This is a genomic window from Alteraurantiacibacter palmitatis (assembly GCF_037154115.1).
Taxonomy (GTDB): domain Bacteria; phylum Pseudomonadota; class Alphaproteobacteria; order Sphingomonadales; family Sphingomonadaceae; genus Alteraurantiacibacter; species Alteraurantiacibacter palmitatis.
The window spans coordinates 163,217-188,235 of record NZ_JBANRO010000001.1; the positions used below are offsets into that span (position 1 = coordinate 163,217).

Genomic DNA, 25,019 nt, shown 5'->3' on the forward strand with positions numbered 1-25,019 from the left:
TGAAGCCGGAGGGGCCGGGTAAGGACATGGACAAGCCACGCGTGCTTCTTGTGGTGGGCGGCGGAATCGCCGCTTACAAGAGCTGCGAACTCGTGCGCCTGATCCGCCGGGGTGGGGCCGATGTCACCTGCGTGCTCACCAATGGCGGCGCGCAATTCGTGACGCCTATGGCGCTGGCTGCTCTCAGCGGCAATCAGGTGCACACCAGCCTGTGGGATCTGAAGAACGAGGCCGAAATCGGGCACATCCAGCTCTCGCGCGAGGCTGACCTTGTCGTCGTGTGCCCCGCCACCGCCGATCTGCTGGCCAAGATGGCGGCGGGCATTGCCGATGATCTGGGCACCACGCTGATATTGGCGACCGACAAGCCGGTGATGGCGGTGCCGGCCATGAATGTGCGGATGTGGCTGCACGAGGCGACGCAGCGCAATGTCGCCTGGCTGGCCGACAGCGGCGTCAAGGTCATGCTGCCCGACGAAGGCGAGATGGCCTGCGGCGAATACGGCCCCGGACGCCTGCCCGATCCGGAAATGATCTGGCTCGAAATTGCCGACATTCTGGGCCTCGATCCCGGACTTGAGCCGGGCAGCGCCAGCCACGATGCCATTGCCGCCCATTTGCGCCGTCTGGCGGAGGAAGAGGCTGCCGAGGAAGACGCGGACGAGGATTTCGCTCCCGTCGATCCGCTGGCGGATGCACCCAAGACGAAAGCGGGCGGTCTGGGCGGCCTGATCGGCAACCTGATCCAGCGTTCGACCACGCGCCGGATTGCCGAGGACGAGGCCACCTATTCCGATATGGAGGATCTGCCCGAAGCGGCGGAACTCGATCCCGACTATATCGGCCCCGATCTGCCCGAACCCGATCCGTCGCTTGGCCCGGTGCTGGCAACCAAGGGCAGCGCCGTTGCCGCGCCGCCGACCGACCGCGAGGCGATCAACCACACGGTCAATCTGCGGCAGGCCGCGCCCCAGCCTTTCGAAGGCGAGGAGGCTGCCATTCCGGTCGTGCCGCTGGCCGAAATGCCTGTTGCCGCCCCTGCGCCCGCCATGGCCAAGGCCGCGGCGGAACCCCCCGGCCTGCCCCCTGCCTTCGCCGCGCTGGCGCATCAACCGCTGAAAGGGCGGCACCTTCTCATCACTGCCGGCCCCACGCATGAGGCGATCGACCCGGTGCGCTACCTCGCCAACCGTTCCTCCGGCAGGCAGGGCTTTGCCATTGCCGCGGCGGCGGCAGCGGCAGGGGCCAGGGTGACGCTGGTATCCGGCCCGGTGCATCTGCCCACGCCCGCAGGCGTCACCCGCATTGATGTGGAGAGCGCCGAGGAGATGGCGCAGGCGGTAAAGAAGGCGCTGCCCGCCGATTGCGCGATCATGGTGGCCGCTGTCGCCGATTGGCGCCCGCGCGAATATCAGGGCGAGAAGATCAAGAAGCGCGGCAGCGCGCCGCCCGCACTGATGCTGACCGAAAATCCCGATATCCTCGCCATGGTGGCGGCCAGTTCCAAGCGTCCCGATCTCCTGATCGGCTTTGCCGCCGAAACGCAGGACGTGGTCGAAAATGCGCGCAGGAAGCGCAAGAGCAAGGGCGTGGACTGGATCGTGGCGAACGATGTGTCCGGCGAAGTGATGGGCGGCACGCGCAATGCGGTGCACATCGTGCGCGAACGCCGCGTTGAAGATTGGGAGGAAATGGACAAGGACGAGGTCGCCGGTCGCCTGATCGCCGAAGTCGCCGACCATCTGGAGGCGGTGCATGGCTGATCAGGTTCCGGTAAAGATCCGCCGCCTGCCGCACGGCCACGGCCTGCCTCTGCCCGAATATGCCACGGCCGGCGCGGCGGGAATGGATGTCGTTTCGGCAGAGGCGCTGATCCTGCGGCCCGGAATGCGCCACGCGGTCGCCACCGGCTTTGCCGTAGCCATTCCAGCGGGTTACGAGATTCAGGTGCGCCCCCGCAGCGGCCTTGCGCTGAAGCACGGCATCACCGTGCCCAACACGCCGGGCACGGTTGACAGCGATTACCGGGGCGAGGTGAAGGTGATCCTCATCAACCATTCCACCGACAATTTCCCGATTGCGCGCGGCGACCGGATTGCGCAGCTGATCGTTTCCCCCGTCACGCTGGCGCGCTGGGTGGAGGTAGAGGAACTCGACGACACCGCACGCGGGGCGGGCGGTTTCGGCTCCACCGGGGGGCATGGGGCGCTTTAGCCCCTCCTCACGCTTACAATCCGCGCATCCATCGCAGGAAGGGGCCGGACAGGCTCTCGTCCGCGCTGCCGATGCTGGCGCCTTCGGTCATGTGGTTGTGGTCTTTCAGGTAAAGCATCGTCGGGCAGTTGAGACGGCTGCCTGTAGCGCACAGCGTCTGTTCGGCATCGCGGGCAAAATCGTGGAACAGGTCGGGGTCATACTCGGCCCAACCCAGCATCAGTGGGATCGTGCTGGCGCCCAGCCGGGCCAGCACCGGGGCCGTGGTCTGCAAATCCGGATCGGTGCCGTAATAGGGGTGGGGGTTGCCCCCCATCGCGCGCGCATAGGCAGGCGAAAGGAGCAGCGCGCCTTTCACGCCTGCGGCTTCCGGCCCCTGCCGGTCGGTATGCTGCACATAATCGGCCACGATCGACGCGCCGGCCGAATGGCCCCACAGGAAGATCCGGTCGGGATCGCCGCCGTGCTGCGCGATATTGGCGCGCACCCATTGGATCGCGGCGGCCAGATCGTCGCGCGCGGCGGGCCAGGGGTTGGCAGGTGCGAGGCGATAATCGATATTGACGCCCACCATGCCGTTGCGCGCCGCCCATGCGGTGGCGCTTTGCGGGTAATAATCGCCCTGCTTGCTGCCCCCGGTAAAGCCGCCGCCGTGGACATAGATGAGGACGGGCCGCATCTCGCCCGCGGCGGCCGCGTTGAAAGTGTAGAGATCGAGCTTTTGCAGCGGATCGGGGCCATAGGCGATGTCGGTGGTCATCGTGACATCGGCGTAGGGCGGGGGCGGCACCAGAGGTGCGAAGATGGCGAAACTGGCCGGGTCAATCACCTTGCCTGCCGCGCGGATTTGCGCGGCCTGTTCTTCGGGCACGCCCGGCCACACGGTCTGCGCCTGCGGTTCCTCGCTTGCTGGCTGGCTGCACGCGGCCAGCACGGCAAAGGCTGCGGCCACGCCAATTGCCCTGATACCTTTCATCACCCGGTCTCCTTCTCTCCACCGGGCAGACTGGCGCAGTTTGCGCACAAAGGAAAGGCGGGCCTCCCCGGATAGGAAGGCCCGCCCTCGTGATTCCCAGGAGCTACCGGGAACGCGTGAAGCGCAAATGGGTCAACGGCGCTGGTCGCGCTGCACCGGCTGATCTTCGGGTGCGATCGAAATGCGCACCGTCTCGCCCGAATTGCCGGGGAAGTCGGTGAACATCGCTTCCACCAGATTGGGCACCAGATATTGCAGGCGGTTGGAGGTCGAGACCGCTTCGGCCTTGCCTTCGAACAGGCGCTGGCCGGTGGCGGCGTCGTCGATCTTCAGATCAATCCCGCTGGTATACACGGTGGTGCTTTCCACTTCGCTGTGGCCAAAGCGGCTGTCAAAGAAGGGGTCGTACCAGCCATAGCCCCAGCGGCTGTTGGGCAGGTAAGCCACGCGCGTATTGCCGAGCCGGTCGCGGTAGACGAAGGGGCGGTAGCTGAACCACGGATCGTAGAACGGATCGCGGAATGTGCTGGGGCGCGAACGGATACGCTCGCGGCCATTATCGACCCCGTAATCGAAACGCACCAGCAGGCTGGCATCTTCGGGCCGCGCGGCCTGCGCATAGCCCAGCCGCGCCATCTGCGCCTCGACATAATCGGCATAGAGCGCAAATTCCAGCCCGCCCGCCAGTGCCGGATCATCCGCCACGACATAGAAGCTCTGCCCCGCAGGTGCCGGAAGCTGTGATTCGAAGCGGCTGACATCGGCGCGGAAAGGTGTGGCACAGGCCGCCAGACTGCCCGCCATCACTGCTGCGGCGGCCAGTTTCAATCCTGTGCCCATGCCTGCCTTCAGCGTTGCGGCAAGCGGTTGAAAAAACGTCGACATGGCACCCATTCCTGTTCTTGCGAGCGGCCTTGCCTAATAGCGGCAGAACGCACGCAATTGTTCCAATATGCGCAAGCGTTTAGCAAGTGCTGGCTGAACCGCGATTGAATGGATTGCGAAACGAAACCCTTGGCCGCGCGCGGGCCTTATCCCCGAACGAGGCCAAGTGCATCGTATGCCGCTTTCAGCGTGGGCAGGCCGATTTCCCGTGCCCGCGCCGCGCCGCGCGCCAGTATGGCGTCCAGCGCCTCGCGATCAGCCTTCAGTTCCACAAAGCGGCGCTGGATCGGCCCCAGCGTTTCCACCACCAGTTCGGCCATGGCCGGCTTGAACGCGCCAAAGCCCTGCCCGCCAAAACGCGCCAGCACATCGCCCGGCGTGGAGCCTTCGAGCGCAGCATAGATCGAGACAAGGTTGAGCGCTTCGGGCCGCCCCTCCAGTCCGGCAAGTTCGGAAGGCAGCGGTTCGGGATCGGTCTTGGCCTTCTTGATCTTCTTCGCCATCTCGTCCGGATCGTCGGCCAGATTGATCCGGCTCATGTCCGATGGGTCGGACTTGCTCATCTTCGCGGTGCCATCGCGCAAGGACATGATGCGCGCGGCTTCGGGCGGGATGATCGGTTCAGGCAGGGTGAAGACGGGCGCATCTTCGGTGCAGAAATCGTTGTTGAACTTCTGCGCGATGTCGCGCGCCAGCTCCAGATGCTGCTTCTGGTCGTCGCCCACGGGCACGTGGGTCGCCTGATACAGCAGCACGTCGGCGGCTTGCAGCACCGGATAGGTGTAAAGCGCGACGCTGGCGCCTTCGCGGTTCTTGCCCGACTTGTCCTTGAACTGCGTCATCCGGTTCAGCCAGCCCATGCGCGCCGTGCCGTTGAGCAGCCATTGCAGCTCCGCATGAGCAGGCACCTGCGCCTGGTTGAACAGGACAGAGCGCGCCGGATCGATCCCGCAGGCGACCAGCGCGGCGGTCATTTCCAGCGTGGCGGCACGCAATTGTGCGGGATCGTGCGGCATGGAAATGGCGTGCAGATCCGCCAGGAAGAACAGGCACTGTTCCCCATCGGCAAGGCCATCCTGCATCGCCGCCCAATTGCGGATCGCGCCCAGATAATTCCCCAGATGGAGCGAGCCCGTGGGCTGGATACCGGATACGACGCGCATGGATTTCACCTGTCCGAAAATGCGTAAAGGGTTGCAAGCGGCCAGATCAGGCCGGACGACGCTTCAACTGGGCAATCGTCTGCTTGTCAACCACGCCCAGCAGCACGGCTGCCAGCAGATAGACAACGCCGCCCGCTGCCACCAGCGCGGCCACCGCGCCCACGCGTTCCAGCACCCCGCCCGTGTAATAGGGATCGCCCAGCGGCATGGCGAACCACAGCGCCGCGCCCATCACCGCGCTGGCCAGCGCAGTGCGGCCGATGCGGCCCAGCGAAAGCGCGGTGACCCGGTAATGCCCCTTGGTCGCCAGAATGGCGTAAAGCGCGCCCGCATTGCACCACGCGGCGAGCGATCCGGCAATCGCCAGACCCTGCACGCCCAGACGCGGCACCAGCAGGAAATTGAGCGCGATATTCACCAGCAGCGATCCGCCGGCGGTGTAAACCGGGGTGCGCGTGTCCTTGCGCGCGAAGAAGCTGGGGATCAGCACTTTCACCAGCACATAGGCCGGCAGGCCGATCACCAGCCCCGATACCACCGCGCCGGTCGCCATCGCATTGTCCAGCGTGAACGCCCCGCCCGCGTAAAAGGCGCGGGTGAAGGCGCTGCCAGCGATGAACAGCGCGACCGCGGCAGGCAGGGTGAGCAGCAGCGCCAGTTCCACCGCATTGCCTTGCAGGCGCGCGGCTTCGTCCGGCTTGTCCTGCGCGACAAAGCGGCTGAGCGAAGGGAGGATGGCGGTGCCCAGCGCGATGGCGATAATGCCCATCGGCATCTGGTTCAGCCGGTCGGCCATTGCCAGGAAGGTGTAGGACCCATCGGGCAGGGTGGCGAGGAAGAACAGGTCGATGAAGCGGCTGATCTGATACACGCCCGCCCCCAGCACGGCCGGGCCGATCAGGATGAAAAGTTCCTTCACGCCGCCGGTCATGCGCGGGCGGGCAAGGCGGATGCGAAAGCCGTGGCGCGCGGCGAACCAGCCCAGCCAGATGAGTTGCAGCAGGCCCGAAACGGTGACCGCCACGCCCAGCCACATCCCGACATTTTGCCTGAGATCGGCCGAATCCGGCTGCGCAAAGCCCCAGAGCAGCACCGTTACCATGCAGACATTGAGCAGGATCGGTGCCGCCGCGGCCGCGGCAAAGCGCGACAGCGAATTGAGCACGGCGGCAAACACCGTGGCGAGGCTCATGAAGGCGAGATAGGGGAAAGCCAGCCGCGCCATCAGCACGGCAAGGTCGAACAGTTCGGGGTCGCCCTCCATCCCCTCATTCGCGAACAGCCCCGCGATCCACGGCATCGCGATCAGCGCCAGCGCGGAAAACACGATCAGGATGGGGATCAGCACCGCCATCACCTCGTCGGCGAAGCGGCGCGCTTCGGAAAGGTCGCCATCCGCGCCCATGCGCCGGTTGAACAGCGGCACGAAGGCGCTGGCAAAGGCGCCTTCGGCAAACAGGCGGCGGAAGATGTTGGGCAATTGGAAGGCCAGCTGCCAGGCATCCGCCACGCCGCCCGCGCCCAGCACGCGGGCGAGCAGCATATCGCGCGCAAAGCCGAAGATGCGGCTGACCATGGTCAGCCCGCCGATCGTGCCGACATTGCGGACAAGGCTCATGCCTGGCGCGCCCGGCTCTGCCCGTGCCGCCTCAGGCGTTCGCGCCTGCGCCCGCTTCTGCGGCCTGCTTGGCCTGCAATTGCTGGACATACAGGCCGTTGAAATCGATGGGGTCGAGCAGCAGCGGAGCAAAGCCCGCGTCGCGCACCGCATCGGCAATCACCCGGCGGGCAAAGGGGAACAGGATGCGCGGCGCTTCGGCATAGGTGAACATATGCATCTGGTCCTCGGCCATGTTGCGCATACCCACCAGGCCGCAGAAGGCCAGGTCCACAATATAGGCGACGCCCTGTTCGGTCTTGGCGGTGGCGGTGATTTTCAGTTCCACTTCGCTCACCTCGTCGCTGATCTTGCGCGCGCCGATGTTGAACTGCACGTCCATCTGCGGGGCGCCGGTCCATTGGAAGCTTTCGGGCGCCTTGGGATTTTCCACCGACAGGTCGCGCACATACTGGCTGATGATGCCGGCCACGGGCAGCGTATCGGCGCCGTTGGGCACCGGCTGGTTGCCATCGCGGTTGGTCAGGACGTTGCCTTCTTCGGCCATGGTCGGATGCTTTCGTCAGCTGGCCGGGGACATCGGATCGCCCGGCGGGTTGAGATATCTGTCTGGGGCGCGCGCCTAGCACCGGTGCGCTGCCACCGCAACGGGGCGCGCGCGGTGCAAGGGGCAAAACCACACAAAGATAGTGCCGGATAAATGTTGCCGTGATGGGACGCACCAGCGCCAAATTCGCCCCTTTGGGCGTTGCGGATTTGTATTTCATTCCCATCTTTGCCACTATTACGGCACGCGCGGGACGGATTGATGCGCGGTGGCTGAATTGCCCCGCTCCCCCCGCTTCAGCGAAACGGGAATTGCCTGTGGTTTTTGAGATTGTCATCCTCGCCATGATCGCCGCCTTTCTGGGGCTGCGGCTCTATTCCGTGCTGGGCCGCCGGGCCGAGCATGAGGAGGAGATCGTGCCCGGCAATTTCGAACGCAGCGATGACGCGCGCCGCATGGCGCCGCCCGCCCCGCTGGCCGAAGCCCCGCGCAATGAGCGGCAATTGTCGGGCTTCCCGCCTGCGGTGGAGCGGGGCCTGCGCGAGATTGCCGCAGCCGACCGCCGGTTTGACCTGATCGGCTTCCTCGAAGGCGCGCGCGGCGCGTATCAGATGGTGCTCGAAGCCTTCTGGCGCGGCGACCGCGAGGAACTGGCCGAATTGTGCGACCGCGATGTCTATGACAGCTTCGTTGCCGCCATTGCCGAGCGCGAGGTGGCCGGACACACGCTCGACAACCGGCTGATCCGGATCGAGGACAGCGCGGTGCATTCGGCGGTGCTCGACGGAAACATCGCCCGCATCGCGGTGCGTTTCGTGGCCGATATCGCGGCTGTCACCCGCGACGCCGATGGCAATGTGGTGGCCGGTTCGCTCGATGATGCGGTGGAAAGCCGCGATGTCTGGACCTTCAGCCGCGATGTGCGCTCGTCCAGCCCCGCCTGGCTGCTGGTCGAGACCGACCAAGGCTGATCTTCAGGCAGACAGGGGGCTGGCCCGTGCCGGATACCGACCGGGATACCCACAAGGCCGTGCGTCCTTGCATCGCTGGCAGGTTCCGCTTCGGCGCGGCTGTGGCTGTGCTGGCCCTGTTGGCAGGCTGCGTCAGCGTTGGTCCATCCCCTGCGCCGCCGCCATCTGCGCCACCTGCCGCGACCGCTGCCTTACTGGGTGTCGCGCGCGGCCCCGCGATCGCCAGCTTGGGTCTGCAACCGCGCGACAGCGCCGGCGCGCTCGATGCCTTTCACCTGTCCTGCCCCGTCTTGCTGCGCCGCGCGGATGACAGCGGGCTGACCCGGCCCGAAGACTGGCGCGAGGCCTGCACCGCCGCCGCCACCTGGCCGCGCGCCGATGCCGCCCGCTTTTTCGAGGTTCATTTCGAAAGCGTGGTGGTGGGCGACGGCGCGGCCTTTGCCACGGGCTATTTCGAGCCGGAAATCGCCGGATCACGCACACGCCGCCCCGGTTTCGAGGTGCCGGTTTACGGCCTGCCGCCCGATCTGATCCGGTGCTGGCGGGACGACACGCCGCAGAGCGAACGCACAGGTCGCGCGCCTTTGGGCCGGCTGGACGAGCGGGGCATCTGCGTCCCCTATTACACCCATGCCGAGATCGCCGATGGCGCGCTGGCCGGGCGCGGGCTGGAAATCGGCTGGGCGGCCGATCCGGTGGAATTCTTCTTCCTGCAAATCCAGGGATCGGGCCGGCTGCTGACCCCCGAAGGCGAGGTGATCCGCATCGGCTATGCCGGGCAGAACGGCCATTCCTATACCGGCATTGGCGCCTTGATGCGCGAACGTGGCCTGTTGGGCAGCGGGCCGGGGCAGTATGCGGGATCGATGCAGGGCATCATGCAATATATCCGCGAAAACCCGCAACAAGGCCGCGCCCTGATGCGCGAGAACGAGAGTTTCGTGTTCTTCCGCGTGCTCGAAGGTGATGGCCCGCTGGGCAGCATCGGCGTGCCGGTGCGCGCGGAAAGCTCGGTCGCGGTCGATCCGCGCTTCGTGCCTTACGGTGCGCCGGTGTTCCTTTCCACCGACCGGCCCGAAGCGCGCGGGCTGTGGGTGGCGCAGGATACCGGCGGCGCAATCCGCGGGGCCAACCGCTTCGATACCTTCTGGGGCGCGGGCGAACGGGCGCGCGACGTGGCAGGCGGAATGAGCGCGCGGGGCCAGGCCACGCTGCTGCTGCCACGCGGCACGCTGGCGCGGCTGGGTGTCCGATGAGGGGCGTGCGATGAGCCGCGCGCCGCGCGGTCTTTCGCCGGAAGAAGCCGATCTGTGGGCGCGGCTGGCGGCAACGGTGAAGCCGCTGCATCCGCGAAAGCCCGCTCCGCACCCTCTTGCCCCGCAGCCTGCGCTTGCCGCGCCGCCGGCCAAACGGGTGAAAGGCCGTATCCCCGCGCCTCTGGTTCCGGCTGCACCAAAGCCTGCGCCGCCTGTCCTGCCGCCGCCGGGCGAAGGGCTGGATTCGCACTGGGAGCGGCGGCTGGCGCGCAATGCGATGGAGCCGGATTTCACGCTCGACCTGCATGGCCACAATCTGGAACAGGCGCATCGGCGGCTGGATGACGGATTGGTGCAGGCCAAGGCCATGGGCGCGCGGCTGGTGCTGCTGATTACCGGCAAGCCCCGGCCGGTGGACGCCGCCGACCGCGCGGAAATGCGCGGGGCGATCCGTGCCAAGGTGCTCGACTGGCTGGCCGCCGGCCCGCATGGCAGCGACATTGCCGCTGTTCGCCCCGCACAGCGCAAGCACGGCGGCGAGGGCGCGCTCTATCTGGTGCTGCGCCGCCGCCGCTGAGCGTCACGAAAAAGGCCCCCGGCATTGCTGCCAGGGGCCTCCTCAGGCAAGCGAAACGGAGCCTTTTCGCTTACTTGTGGTATTTGGCGTAAGTCAGGTCGAACCGGTCGGCATCCATCACCTTGGCGAACGCCTTGGCAAAGTCCTTCACGAACTTTTCGCGGCTGCCATCCTCGGCATAGACTTCGGCCACCGCGCGCAATTGCGAGTTGGAACCGAAGATCAGGTCCGCACGGGTGGCGCGCCACTTTTCCGCACCCGACTTGCGGTCGCGGCCGACATATTCCTCCTCGCCGCTGTCATCGACCACGCTCCAATGCGTGCCCATGTCGAGCAGGTTGACGAAGAAATCATTCGACAGCACGCCGGGGCGGTCAGTCAGCACGCCCTTGCCGCTATTGCCCGACACCGCGCCCAGCGCGCGCAGGCCGCCGACCAGCACGGTCATTTCCGGCACCGACAGGCCCATCAGATTGGCCCGGTCGATCAGCATATCCTCGGTCTTCACATCGGCCTTGGTGCGCAGATAATTGCGGAAGCCATCGGCAAAGGGTTCGAGCACTTCGAAGCTTTCCACATCGGTCTGCTCCTGCGTGGCATCGCCGCGCCCGGTGGTGACATCCACTTTCACGGCAAAGCCGCCATCGGCCGCCGCCTTTTCCACCGCTGCGGCACCGGCCAGCACGATGGCATCGGCCATCGACAGGCTGCCGCGCAGACCGTCCAGCGTGGAGAGAACCTTGTCCAGTTCCTCCGGATCGTTGACCTTCCAGCCGCGTTGCGGTTCCAGCCGCACACGCGCGCCATTGGCGCCGCCGCGGTGGTCCGAATTGCGGTAGGTCGAGGCCGAGGCCCAGGCCGCCTTCACCAGTTCGCTGACCGACAGGCCGCTGGAAAGCACCTTGGCCTTGAACGCCTCCACATCCGCTTGCGAAGGCGTGGTTCCGGCGGGCACCGGATCCTGCCAGATCAGGTCTTCGGCCGGAACTTCCGGGCCGAGGTAACGCACCTTTGGCCCCATGTCGCGGTGGCACAGCTTGAACCAGGCGCGGGCAAAGGCATCGTCGAGCGCGGCCTGATCGTCGCGGAAGCGTTCGGAAATCTTGCGGTATTCCGGATCGCGCTTCAACGCCATGTCGGCGGTGGTCATCATGGTTGGCACGCGCTTGGCAGGGTCGCGCGCGTCGGGGGCCATGTCCTCGTATTCCTGGTTGATCGGCTGCCACTGATATGCACCGGCAGGCGACTTCACCAGTTCATAGTCATACTTGAACAGCAGGCGGAAGTAATTGCCGCCCCACTGCGTGGGCGTATTCGACCATGCGCCTTCGATGCCGCTGGTGGTGATGTGGCCCTTTTCGATCTCTTCCGGATCGGTCAGCCAGCCAAAGCCCATCAGTTCGAGCGCTTCGGATTCGGGCGCGTTGCGGAAGGTGGGGGCCGGGGCCGCGCCGTGCGCCTTGCCGAAGGCGTGGCCGCCGGCGGTCAGCGCCACGGTTTCCTCGTCATTCATGGCCATGCGGGCGAAGGTTTCGCGCATATCGCGCGCCATGCCTTCCCAATCATGCGGATTGCCCTGCGGCCCTTCGGGATTGACATAGATCAGGCCCATCTGGATTGCGGCCAGCGGGTTGTCGAGCGCCTTGCCTTCCTTGGGGTTGATGCGGGTGGGAACACCTTCGTTCACCCACTGCTCTTCGGTGCCCCAATAGACGGTTTCCGGCTCGTACACATCCTTGCGGCCGCCGCCGAAGCCGAAGACCGGGCCGCCCATGCTTTCGATGGCGACATTGCCCGTCAGGATGAACAGGTCAGCCCAGCTGATGTGCTGGCCGTACTTCTTCTTGATCGGCCAGAGCAGGCGGCGCGCCTTGTCGAGATTGCCGTTATCCGGCCAGGAATTGAGCGGGGCAAAGCGCTGCTGCCCGCTGCCCGCGCCGCCGCGCCCGTCGCCCGTGCGGTAGGTGCCGGCCGCGTGCCACGCCATGCGGATGAAGAACGGGCCGTAATGGCCGTAATCGGCGGGCCACCAATCCTGGCTGTCGGTCATCAGCGCGGTGAGATCGGCCTTGAGCGCGTTGTAATCGAGCGCGTTGAACGCTTCGCAATAATCGAAATCCTCGCCCATCGGGTCAGCCGACTTGCCGCCTTGCGTCAGGATTTCCAGATTCAGCGAATCGGGCCACCAATCGCGGTTGGTGCGGCCCAGCAGGCTGCGGGTCTGGGTGCTGCCGTGGAACGGACAGCCTCCTGAAATAGAACCGGTTTTCGCGTCCATCGTGGTCTCCTCTCAACAGCGGGACTTGGCGTCCCTGAATGGGGTAGGCCACGAAGATGGCGGCTGTATGATAATCCGTCCAGTCGATTAAATGACAGACATTGATCGACTGAGCCGTTTAGTTGAGAGGTCTGGCCGATGCGCGCCGCCGCCAGACACGCGAAAACCGCAAAGGCTGCCGGGGCGGCCTTTGCGGTTCGCTGGGGTTCTGCCGGAAACGGCTGACGGGCGCGGATTATTCCGCCGCTTCGGCCAGTTCTTCCACGCTTTCGGTGCGGATCAGGTAATCGAAGGCCGACAGCGCCGCCTTCGAGCCTTCGCCCATCGCGATGATGATCTGCTTGTATGGCACGGTGGTGCAATCGCCCGCGGCAAACACGCCGGGAATGCTGGTGGCGGCCTTGTGGTCGATCTCGATTTCGCCTCGGGCCGACAGGGCAATGCCGCTGTCCCTCAACCATTCGGTATTGGGCACAAGGCCGATCTGCACGAACACGCCTTCCAGATCGATCCGGTGTTCGACGCCCGAATTGCGATCCTGATAGACAAGGCCGTTCACCCGTGCGCCGTCGCCGGTCACTTCGGTGGTCTGCGCGGATGTGAGGATGGTGACATTGGGCATTGACCGCAGCTTGGCCTGCAACACCGCATCGGCGCGAAGCGCGCTGTCAAATTCGATCAGCGTGACATGGCCGACAATTCCGGCCAGGTCGATCGCGGCCTCGACACCCGAATTGCCGCCGCCGATCACCGCCACGCGCTTGCCCTTGAACAGCGGGCCGTCGCAATGCGGGCAGTAGGCGACGCCCTTGTTCTTGTAGGTCTCCTCGCCCGGCACGCCCAGATTGCGCCAACGCGCGCCGGTGGACAGGATCAGCGTGCGCGCCTTGAGCATCGCACCGTTGGAAAATTCGACCGTGTGATAGCCGCCGGGCTGGCTGGCGGGGACGAGGCGGCTGGCGGTGACCAGCTTCATCACGTCGATAGCGTATTCGCCCACATGGGCTTCCAGCTGGGCGGCCAGTTTCGGCCCTTCGGTATAGGGGACGGAAATGAAGTTCTCGATCCCCAGCGTGTCCATCACCTGCCCGCCGAAGCGTTCCGCCGCGATGCCGGTGGCAAAGCCCTTGCGCGCGGTATAGATCGCCGCCGACGCGCCCGCCGGGCCGCCGCCCACCACCAGCACGTCCATCGGTGCCTTTTCGGCAAGCTTCGCCGCAGCGCGCGCTTCGGCGCCGGTATCCAGACGGCCAAGGATTTCCTCCACGCCCATCTTGCCGCTGGCGAACATCTCCCCGTTCAGGAAAGTGGCGGGCACGGCCATCACGCCGCGTTCCTCCACTTCGGCCTGGAACGAACCGCCTTCGATCAGCGTGGCGGAGACGCGCGGATTATACAGCGCCATCAGCGTCAGCGCCTGCACCACATCGGGGCAGTTGTGGCAGGACAGGCTGAAATACATCTCGAAAGCATAGTCGCCATCCAGCGCGGCGATCTGCTCCAGCACTTGCGGATCGACCTTGGGCGGGTGGCCGCCTGCCCACAGCAGAGCCAGCACCAGCGAAGTGAATTCGTGCCCCATCGGCAGGCCGGCAAAGCGCACCGAGCGCGACGGATCGCTGGCGCGGCGGATTTCAAAGCTGGGGCGGCGCGCATCGGTGCCGTCAAACCGCGCGGTGACAAGGTCGTGCAGGCCCGCAATCTGTTCGATCAGCGCGCGGGTGTCGGCACTGCGCTTATCGTCGCCAAGGCTGGCGACAAGCTCCACCCCCTCGCGCAAATTGCCGAGATATTGCTGCAATTGCTGGGTCATCGTCGCATCGAGCATCGCGGGTCTCCGGTCAGAAAGGGGGGGAAGGGGGTAGAACGGCCCGGAGGCATCCGGGGTGGTGGAGGGGGATAGACGCCTCCGGGCCGTTCAGGCGACCCGTCGGGGGGCGACGGGAACGCGTCAGGTGATCAAGCGCTGCGGCTTAGATCTTGCCAACCAGGTCGAGGCTGGGGGCAAGCGTTTCGGCGCCTTCTTCCCAGGCGGCCGGGCAGACCTGGCCGGGGTTGTTGCGGACATACTGCGCCGCACGGATCTTGCGGGTCAGTTCGTTGGCATTGCGGCCCACGCCTTCGCAGGTGATTTCCATGATCTGGATCACGCCATCGGGATCGACCACGAAGGTCGCACGATCAGCCAGGCCCGAATCTTCGCGCAGCACGCCAAAGTTCTTGGTCAGCACATGGTTCTGGTCGCCCAGGAAGGCGTATTGCAGCTTGCCGATCTTCTCGCTGGTGTCGTGCCACGCCTTGTGGCTGAAATGCGTGTCGGTGGATACGGCATAAACCTCCACGCCCAGCTTCTGCAGCTGTGCGTAATGTTCGCCCAGATCTTCCAGTTCGGTCGGGCAGACGAAGGTGAAGTCGGCCGGATAGAAGAAGAACACCGCCCACTTGCCGGCGATGTCGGCTTCGGTCACGTCGAAGAAGTCCTTGCCCGCCTGAAAGGCGGTGGCTTTGAACGGCTTGATGGTGCTGCCGATGATACCCATTGTTTTCGCTCCGTTTGATGGCCCGCAAATGCTGGCCGGTTACAATTCCGAAGCCGCAGATAAGCATTGATGCAGCGCAACAAAGCCGATTGATGCGATGGAGATGATCGAAATAATCGATCACCTCCGTAAAAGTTTCGAAAAGTGCAACAGGTGTTGCGTTTTTTGCAGCGCTGGCGCAGCTTCACCGCAAGGAACCGCGCACGATAGCGGTCGGGGGGAGGGGTAATGCAGCCAGCCACGGCGCTTGCGCGGCGACGCGCGGAAACACGATTCCGGCCAAGCTTTTCGCTGATCCTGATCCTTGCCATGTGCCTGTTCGTGTTCGGCGGGTTCGGGATGCATTCGGCGCTTCCTGCGCTGCGCGGCGACTTTCCGCCGGCTCCGCCCATCGTGCATCTGCACGGGGCGGTTTATGTCAGCTGGATGCTGCTGCTGGTGGTGCAATCAGCGCTGGTGAATACGGGCCGGGTGAAGCTGCACCGCGCATTGGGCCTGTGGGGCATTGCCCATGCCAGCGCGATCATGATGCTGGGCCTGTTCCTGCAACTGATCGCCAGCCGGGCAGGCATGGATGCGGGGCGCGATCCGGGGACGGATGGGCTCTATCTGGGCCTGCTCGCCTTTGCGGGCTTTTCCATCCTCTTCGCGCTGGCCATCCGCAATGCGAAGGTGAGGCCGCAGGTCCACCGCTCGCTGATCCTGCTCGCCATGCTGCCGGTGTTGCCGCCGGGCGTGAACCGCTTCTGGTTCCGCGCGCTGGAGCTTGACGATCCGATCCCGACCTTCTGGCTCTACCTCACGCTGTGGAGCATGGCGGCGGCAATCCTGTGGAACGAGCGGCGCAGCACCGGCCGCATCAGCGGGGCGACACTGTTCGGGGCAGGCTGGATAGTCGCACAAGGTGCCGTTCACGAAGCCGTGGTGGGCAGCGCATGGTTCGATGCCATTTCACGCGCCGTGCTGTCGCTGGCGGTTTACCGCTGAACCATCACCTGCCCGATCACCCGCATTGCGCGCGGTGAAGCAGCTTGTGGTCGGCCAGCACCAGCGCCATCATCGCTTCCACCACGGGCACGCCGCGAATGCCCACGCAGGGGTCATGCCGCCCCTTGGTGCGCACATCCACCGCGTCGCCCGCGCTGTTGATGCTGGGCACCGGGGTCAGGATCGAGCTGGTGGGCTTGAACGCCACACGGCAGCGCACCGGCTGGCCGGTGGAAATGCCCCCGGCAATGCCGCCCGCATGGTTGGCCAGAAACTCAGGCTTGCCATCGGCGCCGGGTCGCATCGGATCGGCATTGGCCTCGCCGCTGAGGGTGGCGGCGGCAAAGCCATCGCCGATTTCGACGCCCTTGACCGCGTTGATCCCCATCATCGCCGCCGCCAGATCGGCGTCCAGCTTGGCATAGATCGGCGCACCCCATCCGGCGGGCACGCCGGTTGCCTCAACCGTCACCACCGCGCCGATGGAGGAGCCGGCAAGCCGCGCCGCGTCCACGATGCGCGCCCATTCCTCTGCCGCGACGGGATCGGGGCAGAAAAAGGGGTTGGTGCCAATCAGGCTTTCGTCAAAGCGGGCATAATCGATGGCATGGGGGCCGATCTGTTCGACCCATGCGCGCACCCGCACTTCGGGGATGACCAGCCGCGCCACCGCTCCCGCTGCGACACGCGCCGCGGTTTCGCGCGCCGATGACCGCCCGCCGCCGCGGTAATCGCGGTGCCCGTATTTCGCGTCATAGGCGTAATCGGCATGGCCGGGGCGATAGCTCTGCGCGATTTCGCCGTAATCCTTGCTGCGCTGGTCGGTGTTCTCGATCATCAGGCTGATCGGCGTGCCGGTGGTGCGGCCTTCAAACACGCCGGACAGGATTTTCACCTGATCGGGTTCGCTCCGCTGTGTGGTGAACTTGCTGGTGCCGGGGCGGCGCGCGTCGAGGAAGGGCTGGATGTCGCTCTCGCTCAGCTTCAGACCGGGCGGGCACCCGTCCACCACCGCGCCCAGCGCGGGCCCGTGGCTTTCCCCCCAGGTGGTGAAGCGCAAGACGCGGCCAAAAGTGTTCATGCTCATGGGCATCCCCATTACCCAAACCGCGCGGCGTGTCGAGCGGGCGCTTTCCTACACTGCGCGAGAAGATGCAGGGCGATGGCGGGCAGTGGGCCTTTGCGAAACGAAGCGAACGATGCAGGTGTCAACTTCGCAAGATGAAGGGAAGTATTGGGAAAGAAATGATAAAACGCGGCAATCGGCAACCGTTACGATGTCAACTTCGTCAGCTTTGCACCGAAAGGTCGAAAAGGGTGGCACAATGCGGGCGCCCCTCTGGCAAATCGGCGCGGTTTCAGGCAGCACTGGGGGCATGATCGCAAGACTGAAAGGCGTGCTGGACGAAGCGGGGCCGGATTGGGCGGTGATCGATGTGGGCGGCGTGGGCTATCTGGTGCATTGCTCGGCGCGCACGCTCGACGCGCTGGGGCCGGTGGGCAAACCGTGCCAGATCTTCACCGAATTGCAGGTGAGCGAGAACGATATGCGCCTGCTGGGCTTTGCCAGCGCGGGGGAGCGGGACTGGTTCCGCCTGCTCACCACGGTGCAGGGGGTGGGCAGCAAGGTCGCGCTGGCGATCCTGTCCGCGCTGTCGCCGGGCGAAATCCGCGATGCCTGCGCCGCGGGCGATGCGGCGATGGTGGCCCGCGCGCAAGGTGTGGGGCCGAAGCTGGCAGGGCGCATCGTGAACGAGCTGAAGGATAAAGCGGGCGCGCTTCCGGGTGGCGGAGCCGTGGCAGGAGTGGCCGCCGCGCCCAGGGGATCGGCCAGCGCCGATGCCGTTTCCGCGCTCCAGAATCTCGGCTTCAAGCCGGGTGTCGCGGCGAGCGCGGTTGCCGCCGCGCTGTCCGAACTGGGCGAGGATGCGGGCGAAGGTGATCTGATCCGCGTGGCGCTGCGAAAGGCGGCGGGGTGATAGGCGTAACATCGCGCCGCACGGCCTAGGCCGAAATCCGCTGAAATCTGTGCACAATTAGGCCTTTAGTCCGCTTGCCGAAACAATTGGTAGCGCTATCATGGAAAATCGAATCGGGCCAACCCGATCGCGTGAGGAAGGAGCAGGATGATGACGGGTATGGATCGCCGCGGCGTGATGGCCATGGGGCTGGGGATGCTTGTGGCCGGGTGCGGCGGAAGCTCCGGAACGCCGACTCCGTCGCCCGCACCCACGCCTGCACCGACCCCGGCGCCCACGCCAACTCCCACGCCCACGCCCACGCCTGCGGTTTCGCTCGCCACGGCGGCGGTGGCGAAGGGATTGCGTTTTGGCAGCACCTTTGCCTGGTCCAATCCCGGCGCGGATGCCGGCTCCTTCGCCAATCCCAATTACGCCCGCCTGCTGGAAGCCGATTGCAACGTGCTGGTGCCCGAAAACGAGCTGAAATGGGAAGCCATCCGCCCCTCCTCCACCACCTACAATTTCACCCGCGCTGATGCCATGCTGGCCTATGCCGAATCCAAGGGCATGGCGATGCGCGGGCATACGCTGTTGTGGTATGTGGCCGAGCGATTCCCCGTCTGGCTGCGCGATTTCAATTACGGCGCCAATCCGCGGGCCGAGGCCGAGCGGCTGGTGCGCGAGCATATCGAGACTGTCTGCCGCCATTACGGCAACCGCATCACCAGCTGGGATGTGGTGAACGAGGCGATCGATCCGGCCACGGGCAATATCCGCACCAATCATGGCCTCTCGCAGGCAGTGGGCGGCGATGCCAGCCTGCTTGACCTTGCCTTCCGCACGGCGCGGGCCGAACTGCCCAATGCGGAACTGGTCTATAATGATTACATGGATTGGGGCACGCCAACGCACCGCAATGGCGTGCTGCAATTGTTGCGGGGATTCAAGGATCGCAATGTGCCGGTGGATACTCTGGGTATCCAGTCGCATATCGGCTTCTATTCCAGCGGCACCGCGCAGAGCATTGTCGATTTCCAGCGACCCGCGATGAAGGCCTGGCTGGATGACATCGTGGCGCTGGGATACAAGATCAAGATCACCGAAATGGACATCAACGACCAGCGCCGCGCAGGCACCATCGCGCAGCGCGATGCCGATGGGGCGGTGCTGGCCAAGGGCTGGCTCGACCTGCTGCTGTCCTATCCCGAATGCAACGAGATCCTGTTCTGGGGAATGTCGGACCGTTACAGCTGGCTCCAACAGTTCGAAAGCCCGCGCCCGGATGGCACGATCCTGCGCCCCTGCCCCTATGACAACAATTTTGTCGCCAAGCCCATGCGCCAGGCGGTGCTGGATGCGATCAACGCCGCGCCGGTGCGCCCGGCATCGACGCGCATCTGAGGTAACGGGGCATAGCTGCGGACGCGGTGCCGGGCGGGCTTGCTGGCGCGCGGCCCCTCGCATAGGTTGGCCCACGTGGAACAGCCTGACAGCCTGATTAGCCCTGCGCGCCAGCCGGATGATCCGGATGCGGCCCTGCGCCCCAGATCGCTGGGCGAATTTGTGGGACAGGCCGCCGCGCGCGACAATCTGCGCGTCTTTATTGATGCGGCGCGCGGGCGGGGCGAGGCGCTGGACCATGTGCTGTTCTTCGGCCCGCCCGGCCTTGGCAAGACCACGCTGGCGCAAATCGTGGCGCGCGAACTGGGCGTGGGTTTCCGCGCCACCAGCGGCCCGGTGATCGCCAAGGCGGGCGATCTGGCCGCGCTGCTGACCAATCTGGAACCGCACGATGTGCTGTTCATCGACGAGATTCACCGCCTCAACCCGGTGGTGGAGGAGGTGCTTTACCCTGCGATGGAGGACCGCGCGCTCGACCTCATCATTGGCGAGGGGCCATCGGCGCGCAGCGTGCGCATCGACTTGCCGCCGTTTACGCTGGTGGGTGCGACCACGCGGCAGGGGCTTCTCACCACGCCCTTGCGCGACCGCTTCGGCATCCCCGTGCGGCTGCAATTCTATACCGAGGATGAACTGGTGCAGGTGGTGGCGCGCGGCGCGAGCCTGCTGGGAATGGCCATGCATCCCGCGGGCGCGCGCGAGGTTGCCCGCCGCAGCCGCGGCACGCCGCGCGTGGCGGGGCGGCTGCTGCGCCGTGTGCGCGATTTTGCCAATGTGGCGGGGCAAAGCGAAATCACCGCCGATCTTGCCGATGCAGCGCTGACCCGGCTGGAAATCGACCAATTGGGCCTTGATGCCATGGATCGGCGCTACCTCTCCATGATCGCGGATATCTATCGCGGGGGGCCGGTGGGGGTGGAAACGCTCGCCGCGGGCCTGTCCGAACCGCGCGACACGGTGGAGGAGGTGATCGAGCCTTACCTCATCCAGCTGGGCCTGATTGCCCGCACTGCGCGCGGGCGCTGCCTGAATGCGCGCGGCTGGGAGCATCTGGGCCTGAATCCGCCTGCTGCCCCGCCGCCCGATTCGCCGTTCCCCCAGCAAGGCAAGCTGTTTGATCCCGGCAAATAGGCTGGCAGGGCAGCACCGGCGTTAACGCCTGTTGGCGAATGGGGCGCTTTCGGTTCCATTGTGGGACAAAGCGCCGCGAAGCCACCGGTTAGGCTGCAAAAACCCGCTCTTGCGCGTGGTTAACGGTCGCTTTGCCATTGCCGATAGCAGGCAGAACGGTCTCTTTGGCAATCTTGGAAGACCCATCTGGCTGCATCTGCGGCGGGTGCGGTTGCAGGGAAACGCAAAGAGAGACTGGCATGTCGGTAAGAATGGCCCTTGCGAAATTGTCGGCGGCGGCGGCGGGCACGGCGCTGGCGGCGGGCGGCGCGGTCCATGTGGCAGAGCCGCAGGCAGCGACCGTCAGCTACAAGTCGGATGCGCGCAGCAGTTCGACCGGCCTCACCTATGTCAAGGATCGCCCGGCCGCGCGCACCGTGCCGCAGCGCGAGACGCGCCGCATCCGCCGGGTGGTGGAAGTCGAGCCGGAACCGGAACTGGCGCTGCTGCCCTTGCCGCCATTGCCCCTGCCACAGGAAGGCGGACGGGTCAGCGGCGGCGGCGGCCAGCCGATCATCATCGGCGGTTCGGGCGGCTGGGGCGGCGGCTTTGGCGGCGGATTCTTTGGCGGCTTCTTCGGCGGCAGCGGCGGCGGGGCCAGCGTCAACCTGTCAACCACCACCTCGACCTCGACAAGCGGATCGTCGGGCACGACCGGTTCGAGCGGTGACATCACCATCATCATCGACAATTCGAGCACCGGCTCGTCCACCTCCACCTCTTCGGGCGGCAGCGGCGGATCGTCGACCAGCACCACGACCGGCGGCGTGTCCACCAGCACGGGCGGTGTATCGACGTCGACCACGACAGGCGGCGTATCGACCAGCACGGGCGGTGTATCGACCAGCACGGGCGCGATCACCAGCACCACATCCACCACTTCGGGCAATGTCACCAGCTCCACCGGCGCAGTGTCCTCGTCGAGCGGGAATGTCTCCAGCTCCAGCGGCAATGTCTCCAGCTCGTCGGGCAATGTCTCCAGTTCGAGCGGGAATGTGTCGAGTTCCAGCGGGAACGTCACCAGTTCGTCCTCGTCCTCCAGCTCGTCGAGCTCCTCCAGCTCCAGCTCGTCCTCCTCGTCCTCGTCCTCTTCGGGTGGCGGTGACGGGACAAGCGGGGGATCGTCGGGCAGCAGCGGGTCTTCGGGGTCCAGCGGCTCCTCGTCCTCCTCGTCGGGCGGATCGGGCAGCAGCAGCGGGTCGTCCTCCAGCTCAAGCTCCTCCTCCTCGTCGAGCAGCGGCTCCTCGTCCAGTTCGGGCAATATCACCAGTTCGACCGGGTCGTCCTCTACCGGCAGTTCCTCGTCGAGCAGCAGCAGCTCGTCCTCGTCCTCGTCGAGCAGCAGTTCATCTTCCTCGACCAGCAGCAGCACGTCGGGCACATCGGGCACGACTTCGGGCACGCAGGTGCCGGAGCCGGGCATGATGCTGCTGTTTGGGGCGGGCGCGGCAGCCGTGTTCCTGCGTCGCCGCCGGAAGGGCGAAACCGGGGAAGGCGGCACGCGCGAAGCGGCCTGATCGCCTCGCGCATCAGCGACATCAAAAAGGGCGGCCCCGCACAGGAGCCGCCCTTTTTCGCAGGCGGAGTTGGTAATGGACGGGCGACCCGAAGGCCGCCCCCCTTCGCGTCAGCCTTATGCCGCCAGCTTGCGCAGCACGTAATGCAGGATGCCGCCGTTGAGGTAATATTCCAGCTCGTTCGCGGTATCGATGCGGCACCTGGCGGTGAAGCTGAAGGTGGCCCCATCGGCACGGGTCACATCGACCACCACATCCTGCTGCGGCTTGATGCCGGCAAGGCCGCGAATGGTGAAGGCATCGTCGCCCTTCAGACCCAGCGTCTCGCGGCTTTCCCCGTCGGCAAATTGCAGCGGCAGCACGCCCATGCCGATCAGGTTCGAACGGTGGATACGCTCAAAGCTTTCCACGATCACCGCGCGCACGCCCAGCAGGGCCGTGCCCTTGGCCGCCCAGTCGCGGCTGGAGCCGGTGCCGTATTCCTTGCCGCCGATCACGACCAGCGGCGTGCCGTCCTCCTTGTGCTTCATGGCCGCATCGTAGATCGCCATGGTCTCGCCCTTGTAGGAGGTCACGCCGCCTTCCACGCCGGGCACCATTTCGTTCTTGATGCGGATATTGGCGAAGGTGCCGCGCATCATCACCTCGTGATTGCCGCGGCGGCTGCCATAGGAATTGAAGTCCTCCTTCGCCACCTGATGGCCCAGCAGGTAACGGCCCGCCGGACTGTCCGCCTTGATGCTGCCGGCCGGGCTGATGTGATCGGTGGTGACGCTGTCGCCCAGGATCGCCAGCGGCTTGGCCTCGACAATGTCGGTCACGGGCGCGGGCGTCATGCCCATGCCTTCGAAATAGGGCGGGTTGGCGATATAGGTGCTGCCCGGCTTCCAGGCATAGGTGTCGCTGGCATCCACCTTGATCGCCTGCCAGTGCGCATCGCCCTTGTAGACATCGGCATAGCGGCTCTCGAACATGGCGCGGTCAATGCTGGAGGCGCGCAGATCGGCGATTTCCTGCGTGGTGGGCCACAGATCGGCCAACATCACGTCCTTGCCATCCTGATCCTGCCCGATCGGCGTGGTGGTGATGTCCTCGGTCACCGTGCCCTTCAGCGCATAGGCGACCACCAGCGGCGGGCTGGCAAGGAAATTGGCCCGCACATCGGGCGAGACGCGACCTTCGAAATTGCGGTTGCCTGACAATACCGATGCCGCGACGATATCGTTGCCGTTGATCGCCTTGCTGATCGGTTCGGCCAGCGGGCCGGAATTGCCGATGCAGGTGGTGCAGCCATAGCCGACCAGATCAAAGCCGATGGCGTCCAAATGCTGCTGGAGGCCCGCCTTGATGAGATAATCGGTGACCACCTGCGATCCGGGGGCCAGCGACGTTTTCACCCAGGGCTTGGGCTTGAGGCCCCGCTCGTTCGCCTTCTTGGCGACAAGACCCGCGGCGATCAGCACATCGGGGTTGGAGGTGTTGGTGCAGCTGGTAATCGCGGCGATCACCACATCGCCATCGCCAATGTCGTGATCCTTGCCGTCCACCGCCACGCGCGTCGGGGCGGATTTGCCATAGGCGGTGGACAGGTCGGAATTGAACAGATCGTCGACCTCCGGCAGCGCGACCTTGTCCTGCGGGCGCTTGGGCCCGGCAAGGCTGGGCACCACGCTGCCCATGTCGAGATGCAGCATGGAGGAAAAGACCGGCTCATTCTCCGGCGTGAACCACATCCCTTGCGCCTTGGCATAGGCTTCGACCAGCGCGATGGTTTCTTCCGGGCGGCCCGTCAGGCGCAGGTAATCCAGCGTCTTGTCATCAATGCCGAAAAAGCCGCAGGTGGCGCCATATTCGGGGGCCATGTTGGCGATGGTGGCACGGTCGGCCAGCGACAGCGCGGACACGCCGGGGCCGAAGAATTCCACGAACTTGCCCACCACCTTGTGCTGGCGCAGCATCTGCACGCAGGTCAGCACCAGATCGGTGGCGGTCACGCCTTCGCCCAGCGCACCGGTCAGCTTGAAGCCGACGACTTCGGGGATCAGCATCGACACCGGCTGGCCCAGCATCGCGGCCTCGGCCTCGATCCCGCCCACGCCCCAGCCCAGAACGCCCAGGCCGTTGATCATGGTGGTGTGGCTGTCGGTGCCGACGCAGGTGTCCGGGTAAGCGACCAGTTCACCGTTCTGATCTTCGCTCGACCAGATGCCCTTGGCGATGTTTTCCAGGTTCACCTGATGGCAGATGCCGGTGCCCGGCGGCACGGCGTAGAAGTTCTGCAGGCTCTTCGCGCCCCATTTCAGGAAGTCGTAACGCTCGGCATTGCGCTCATATTCCAGCGCCATGTTGTTTTCGAACGCCTTGGGATGGCCGAATTCGTCCACCATGACCGAGTGGTCGATGACGAGGTTGACCGGAACCAGCGGATTGATCTTGGCGGTATCGCCGCCCAGCCTGGCAATGGCATCGCGCATGGCGGCAAGATCCACCACGCAGGGCACGCCGGTGAAATCCTGCAACAGCACGCGCGCGGGGCGGTACTGGATTTCCTCCCCCGTGACGGGGTTCTTCTGCCAGTCGGCAATCGCCTGAATATGGCCCCGGCCCACGGTAAAGCCGCCATCTTCGAATCGCAGCAGGTTTTCCAGTAGCACCTTCATGCTGAACGGCAGGCGGCTGACATCGCCGATTGTTTCCGCGGCCTTTGCCAGCGAATAGTAAGCGTATGTTTTCCCGCCTACTTGCAGGGTGCTGCGGGTGGAAAGCGTGTCCGATCCGACCTGGGTCATAGAATGCCGTGTCCTTTGCCGATGCCGCCGATGGGCTGTTGCTGTTTGGGCCGCCTTGCTACAGAGGTGGCACCCATGCCGCGCGACTGCGCTTTTGGTCGCCCAAGGTCAAGGGGTGGGGGCGGCTGCGCGCATCACAAGGCGGGTTTTTGCGAGGGCCGGAAGGCAA

Annotated in this window: 22 protein-coding genes; 10 read left to right on the top strand and 12 right to left on the bottom strand. The window is 65.4% G+C overall.

Going from position 1 to position 25,019, the window contains the following annotated elements; translation table 11 throughout:
• The first annotated feature begins 26 nt into the window (after positions 1–26).
• Both WFP44_RS00625 and dut read left to right on the top strand, forming a co-directional pair.
• Positions 27–1,763 (top strand): bifunctional phosphopantothenoylcysteine decarboxylase/phosphopantothenate synthase, encoded by a 1,737-nt coding sequence (locus WFP44_RS00625; RefSeq protein ID WP_336924399.1) that lies wholly within the window; start codon positions 27–29, stop codon positions 1,761–1,763.
• Positions 1,756–2,214 (top strand): dUTP diphosphatase, encoded by a 459-nt coding sequence (gene dut / locus WFP44_RS00630; protein ID WP_336924400.1) that lies wholly within the window; start codon positions 1,756–1,758, stop codon positions 2,212–2,214. The genes WFP44_RS00625 and dut overlap by 8 nt, the downstream gene beginning before the upstream one ends.
• 13 nt (positions 2,215–2,227) lie before the next feature.
• On the opposite strand, the gene WFP44_RS00635 is transcribed toward dut, so the two are convergent.
• From WFP44_RS00635 to secB, 5 genes are all read right to left on the bottom strand, one after another.
• Positions 2,228–3,190, bottom strand: a complete 963-nt coding sequence (locus tag WFP44_RS00635) for an alpha/beta hydrolase (RefSeq protein WP_336924401.1) — start codon at positions 3,188–3,190, stop codon at positions 2,228–2,230.
• A gap of 132 nt (positions 3,191–3,322) precedes the next feature.
• Positions 3,323–4,030: a DUF4136 domain-containing protein gene (locus WFP44_RS00640; RefSeq protein ID WP_377923129.1), complete on the bottom strand. Its 708-nt coding sequence runs from the start codon at positions 4,028–4,030 to the stop codon at positions 3,323–3,325.
• A 191-nt stretch (positions 4,031–4,221) separates the two neighbouring features.
• Positions 4,222–5,238 carry a tryptophan--tRNA ligase gene (trpS, locus tag WFP44_RS00645; protein ID WP_336924402.1) on the bottom strand — a complete coding sequence of 339 codons (1,017 nt, stop codon included), beginning with the start codon at positions 5,236–5,238 and terminating at the stop codon, positions 4,222–4,224.
• A gap of 46 nt (positions 5,239–5,284) precedes the next feature.
• Positions 5,285–6,856, bottom strand: coding sequence for a murein biosynthesis integral membrane protein MurJ (gene murJ / locus WFP44_RS00650; RefSeq protein WP_336924403.1), 1,572 nt, complete (start codon positions 6,854–6,856; stop codon positions 5,285–5,287).
• A gap of 31 nt (positions 6,857–6,887) precedes the next feature.
• Positions 6,888–7,403, bottom strand: coding sequence for a protein-export chaperone SecB (gene secB / locus WFP44_RS00655; RefSeq protein ID WP_336924404.1), 516 nt, complete (start codon positions 7,401–7,403; stop codon positions 6,888–6,890).
• A gap of 317 nt (positions 7,404–7,720) precedes the next feature.
• Here secB and WFP44_RS00660 point away from each other — a divergent pair, with 317 nt between their 5' ends.
• The 3 genes from WFP44_RS00660 to WFP44_RS00670 all read left to right on the top strand — a co-directional run bounded on the left by WFP44_RS00660 (position 7,721) and on the right by WFP44_RS00670 (position 10,207).
• Positions 7,721–8,374, top strand: coding sequence for a Tim44/TimA family putative adaptor protein (locus WFP44_RS00660; protein WP_336924405.1), 654 nt, complete (start codon positions 7,721–7,723; stop codon positions 8,372–8,374).
• Between the two features lie 101 nt (positions 8,375–8,475).
• On the top strand, positions 8,476–9,630 hold the full coding sequence (gene mltA / locus WFP44_RS00665; RefSeq protein WP_336924406.1) for a murein transglycosylase A: 1,155 nt from the start codon (positions 8,476–8,478) through the stop codon (positions 9,628–9,630).
• A gap of 10 nt (positions 9,631–9,640) precedes the next feature.
• Positions 9,641–10,207, top strand: coding sequence for a Smr/MutS family protein (locus WFP44_RS00670; RefSeq protein WP_336924407.1), 567 nt, complete (start codon positions 9,641–9,643; stop codon positions 10,205–10,207).
• Between the two features lie 70 nt (positions 10,208–10,277).
• On the opposite strand, the gene katG is transcribed toward WFP44_RS00670, so the two are convergent.
• The 3 genes from katG to ahpC all read right to left on the bottom strand — a co-directional run bounded on the left by katG (position 10,278) and on the right by ahpC (position 15,025).
• Positions 10,278–12,485: a catalase/peroxidase HPI gene (gene katG / locus WFP44_RS00675; RefSeq protein ID WP_336924408.1), complete on the bottom strand. Its 2,208-nt coding sequence runs from the start codon at positions 12,483–12,485 to the stop codon at positions 10,278–10,280.
• Positions 12,486–12,720: 235 nt separating this feature from the next.
• Positions 12,721–14,313, bottom strand: a complete 1,593-nt coding sequence (ahpF, locus tag WFP44_RS00680) for an alkyl hydroperoxide reductase subunit F (RefSeq protein ID WP_336924409.1) — start codon at positions 14,311–14,313, stop codon at positions 12,721–12,723.
• 145 nt (positions 14,314–14,458) lie between these two features.
• Positions 14,459–15,025: an alkyl hydroperoxide reductase subunit C gene (gene ahpC / locus WFP44_RS00685; protein WP_336924410.1), complete on the bottom strand. Its 567-nt coding sequence runs from the start codon at positions 15,023–15,025 to the stop codon at positions 14,459–14,461.
• Positions 15,026–15,253: 228 nt separating this feature from the next.
• On the opposite strand from ahpC, the gene WFP44_RS00690 reads away from it, so the two are divergent.
• Positions 15,254–16,012 carry a hypothetical protein gene (locus WFP44_RS00690; protein ID WP_336924411.1) on the top strand — a complete coding sequence of 253 codons (759 nt, stop codon included), beginning with the start codon at positions 15,254–15,256 and terminating at the stop codon, positions 16,010–16,012.
• 16 nt (positions 16,013–16,028) lie between these two features.
• Here WFP44_RS00690 and aroC read toward each other — a convergent pair whose 3' ends face one another.
• Positions 16,029–17,099: a chorismate synthase gene (gene aroC / locus WFP44_RS00695; protein WP_336924412.1), complete on the bottom strand. Its 1,071-nt coding sequence runs from the start codon at positions 17,097–17,099 to the stop codon at positions 16,029–16,031.
• 289 nt (positions 17,100–17,388) lie between these two features.
• Here aroC and ruvA point away from each other — a divergent pair, with 289 nt between their 5' ends.
• The 3 genes from ruvA to ruvB all read left to right on the top strand — a co-directional run bounded on the left by ruvA (position 17,389) and on the right by ruvB (position 20,505).
• On the top strand, positions 17,389–17,991 hold the full coding sequence (gene ruvA / locus WFP44_RS00700) for a Holliday junction branch migration protein RuvA (protein WP_336924413.1): 603 nt from the start codon (positions 17,389–17,391) through the stop codon (positions 17,989–17,991).
• 147 nt (positions 17,992–18,138) lie between these two features.
• Positions 18,139–19,374 carry an endo-1,4-beta-xylanase gene (locus WFP44_RS00705; RefSeq protein ID WP_336924414.1) on the top strand — a complete coding sequence of 412 codons (1,236 nt, stop codon included), beginning with the start codon at positions 18,139–18,141 and terminating at the stop codon, positions 19,372–19,374.
• A 75-nt stretch (positions 19,375–19,449) separates the two neighbouring features.
• Positions 19,450–20,505, top strand: coding sequence for a Holliday junction branch migration DNA helicase RuvB (gene ruvB, locus WFP44_RS00710; protein ID WP_336924415.1), 1,056 nt, complete (start codon positions 19,450–19,452; stop codon positions 20,503–20,505).
• An 88-nt stretch (positions 20,506–20,593) separates the two neighbouring features.
• Here the strand turns inward: ruvB and WFP44_RS00715 are convergent, their stop codons facing one another.
• Positions 20,594–20,794 carry a hypothetical protein gene (locus WFP44_RS00715; RefSeq protein WP_336924416.1) on the bottom strand — a complete coding sequence of 67 codons (201 nt, stop codon included), beginning with the start codon at positions 20,792–20,794 and terminating at the stop codon, positions 20,594–20,596.
• Positions 20,795–20,890: 96 nt separating this feature from the next.
• Positions 20,891–21,967, bottom strand: a complete 1,077-nt coding sequence (locus tag WFP44_RS00720; RefSeq protein ID WP_336924417.1) for a hypothetical protein — start codon at positions 21,965–21,967, stop codon at positions 20,891–20,893.
• On the opposite strand from WFP44_RS00720, the gene WFP44_RS00725 reads away from it, so the two are divergent.
• On the top strand, positions 21,966–22,061 hold the full coding sequence (locus tag WFP44_RS00725) for a hypothetical protein (RefSeq protein WP_336924418.1): 96 nt from the start codon (positions 21,966–21,968) through the stop codon (positions 22,059–22,061). The two genes, WFP44_RS00720 and WFP44_RS00725, sit on opposite strands and share 2 nt — an antisense overlap.
• Before the next feature lie 116 nt (positions 22,062–22,177).
• Here WFP44_RS00725 and acnA read toward each other — a convergent pair whose 3' ends face one another.
• A complete protein-coding gene (acnA, locus tag WFP44_RS00730; protein ID WP_336924419.1) occupies positions 22,178–24,850 on the bottom strand; it encodes an aconitate hydratase AcnA in 2,673 nt (890 codons plus the stop codon).
• Positions 24,851–25,019 lie beyond the last annotated feature (169 nt).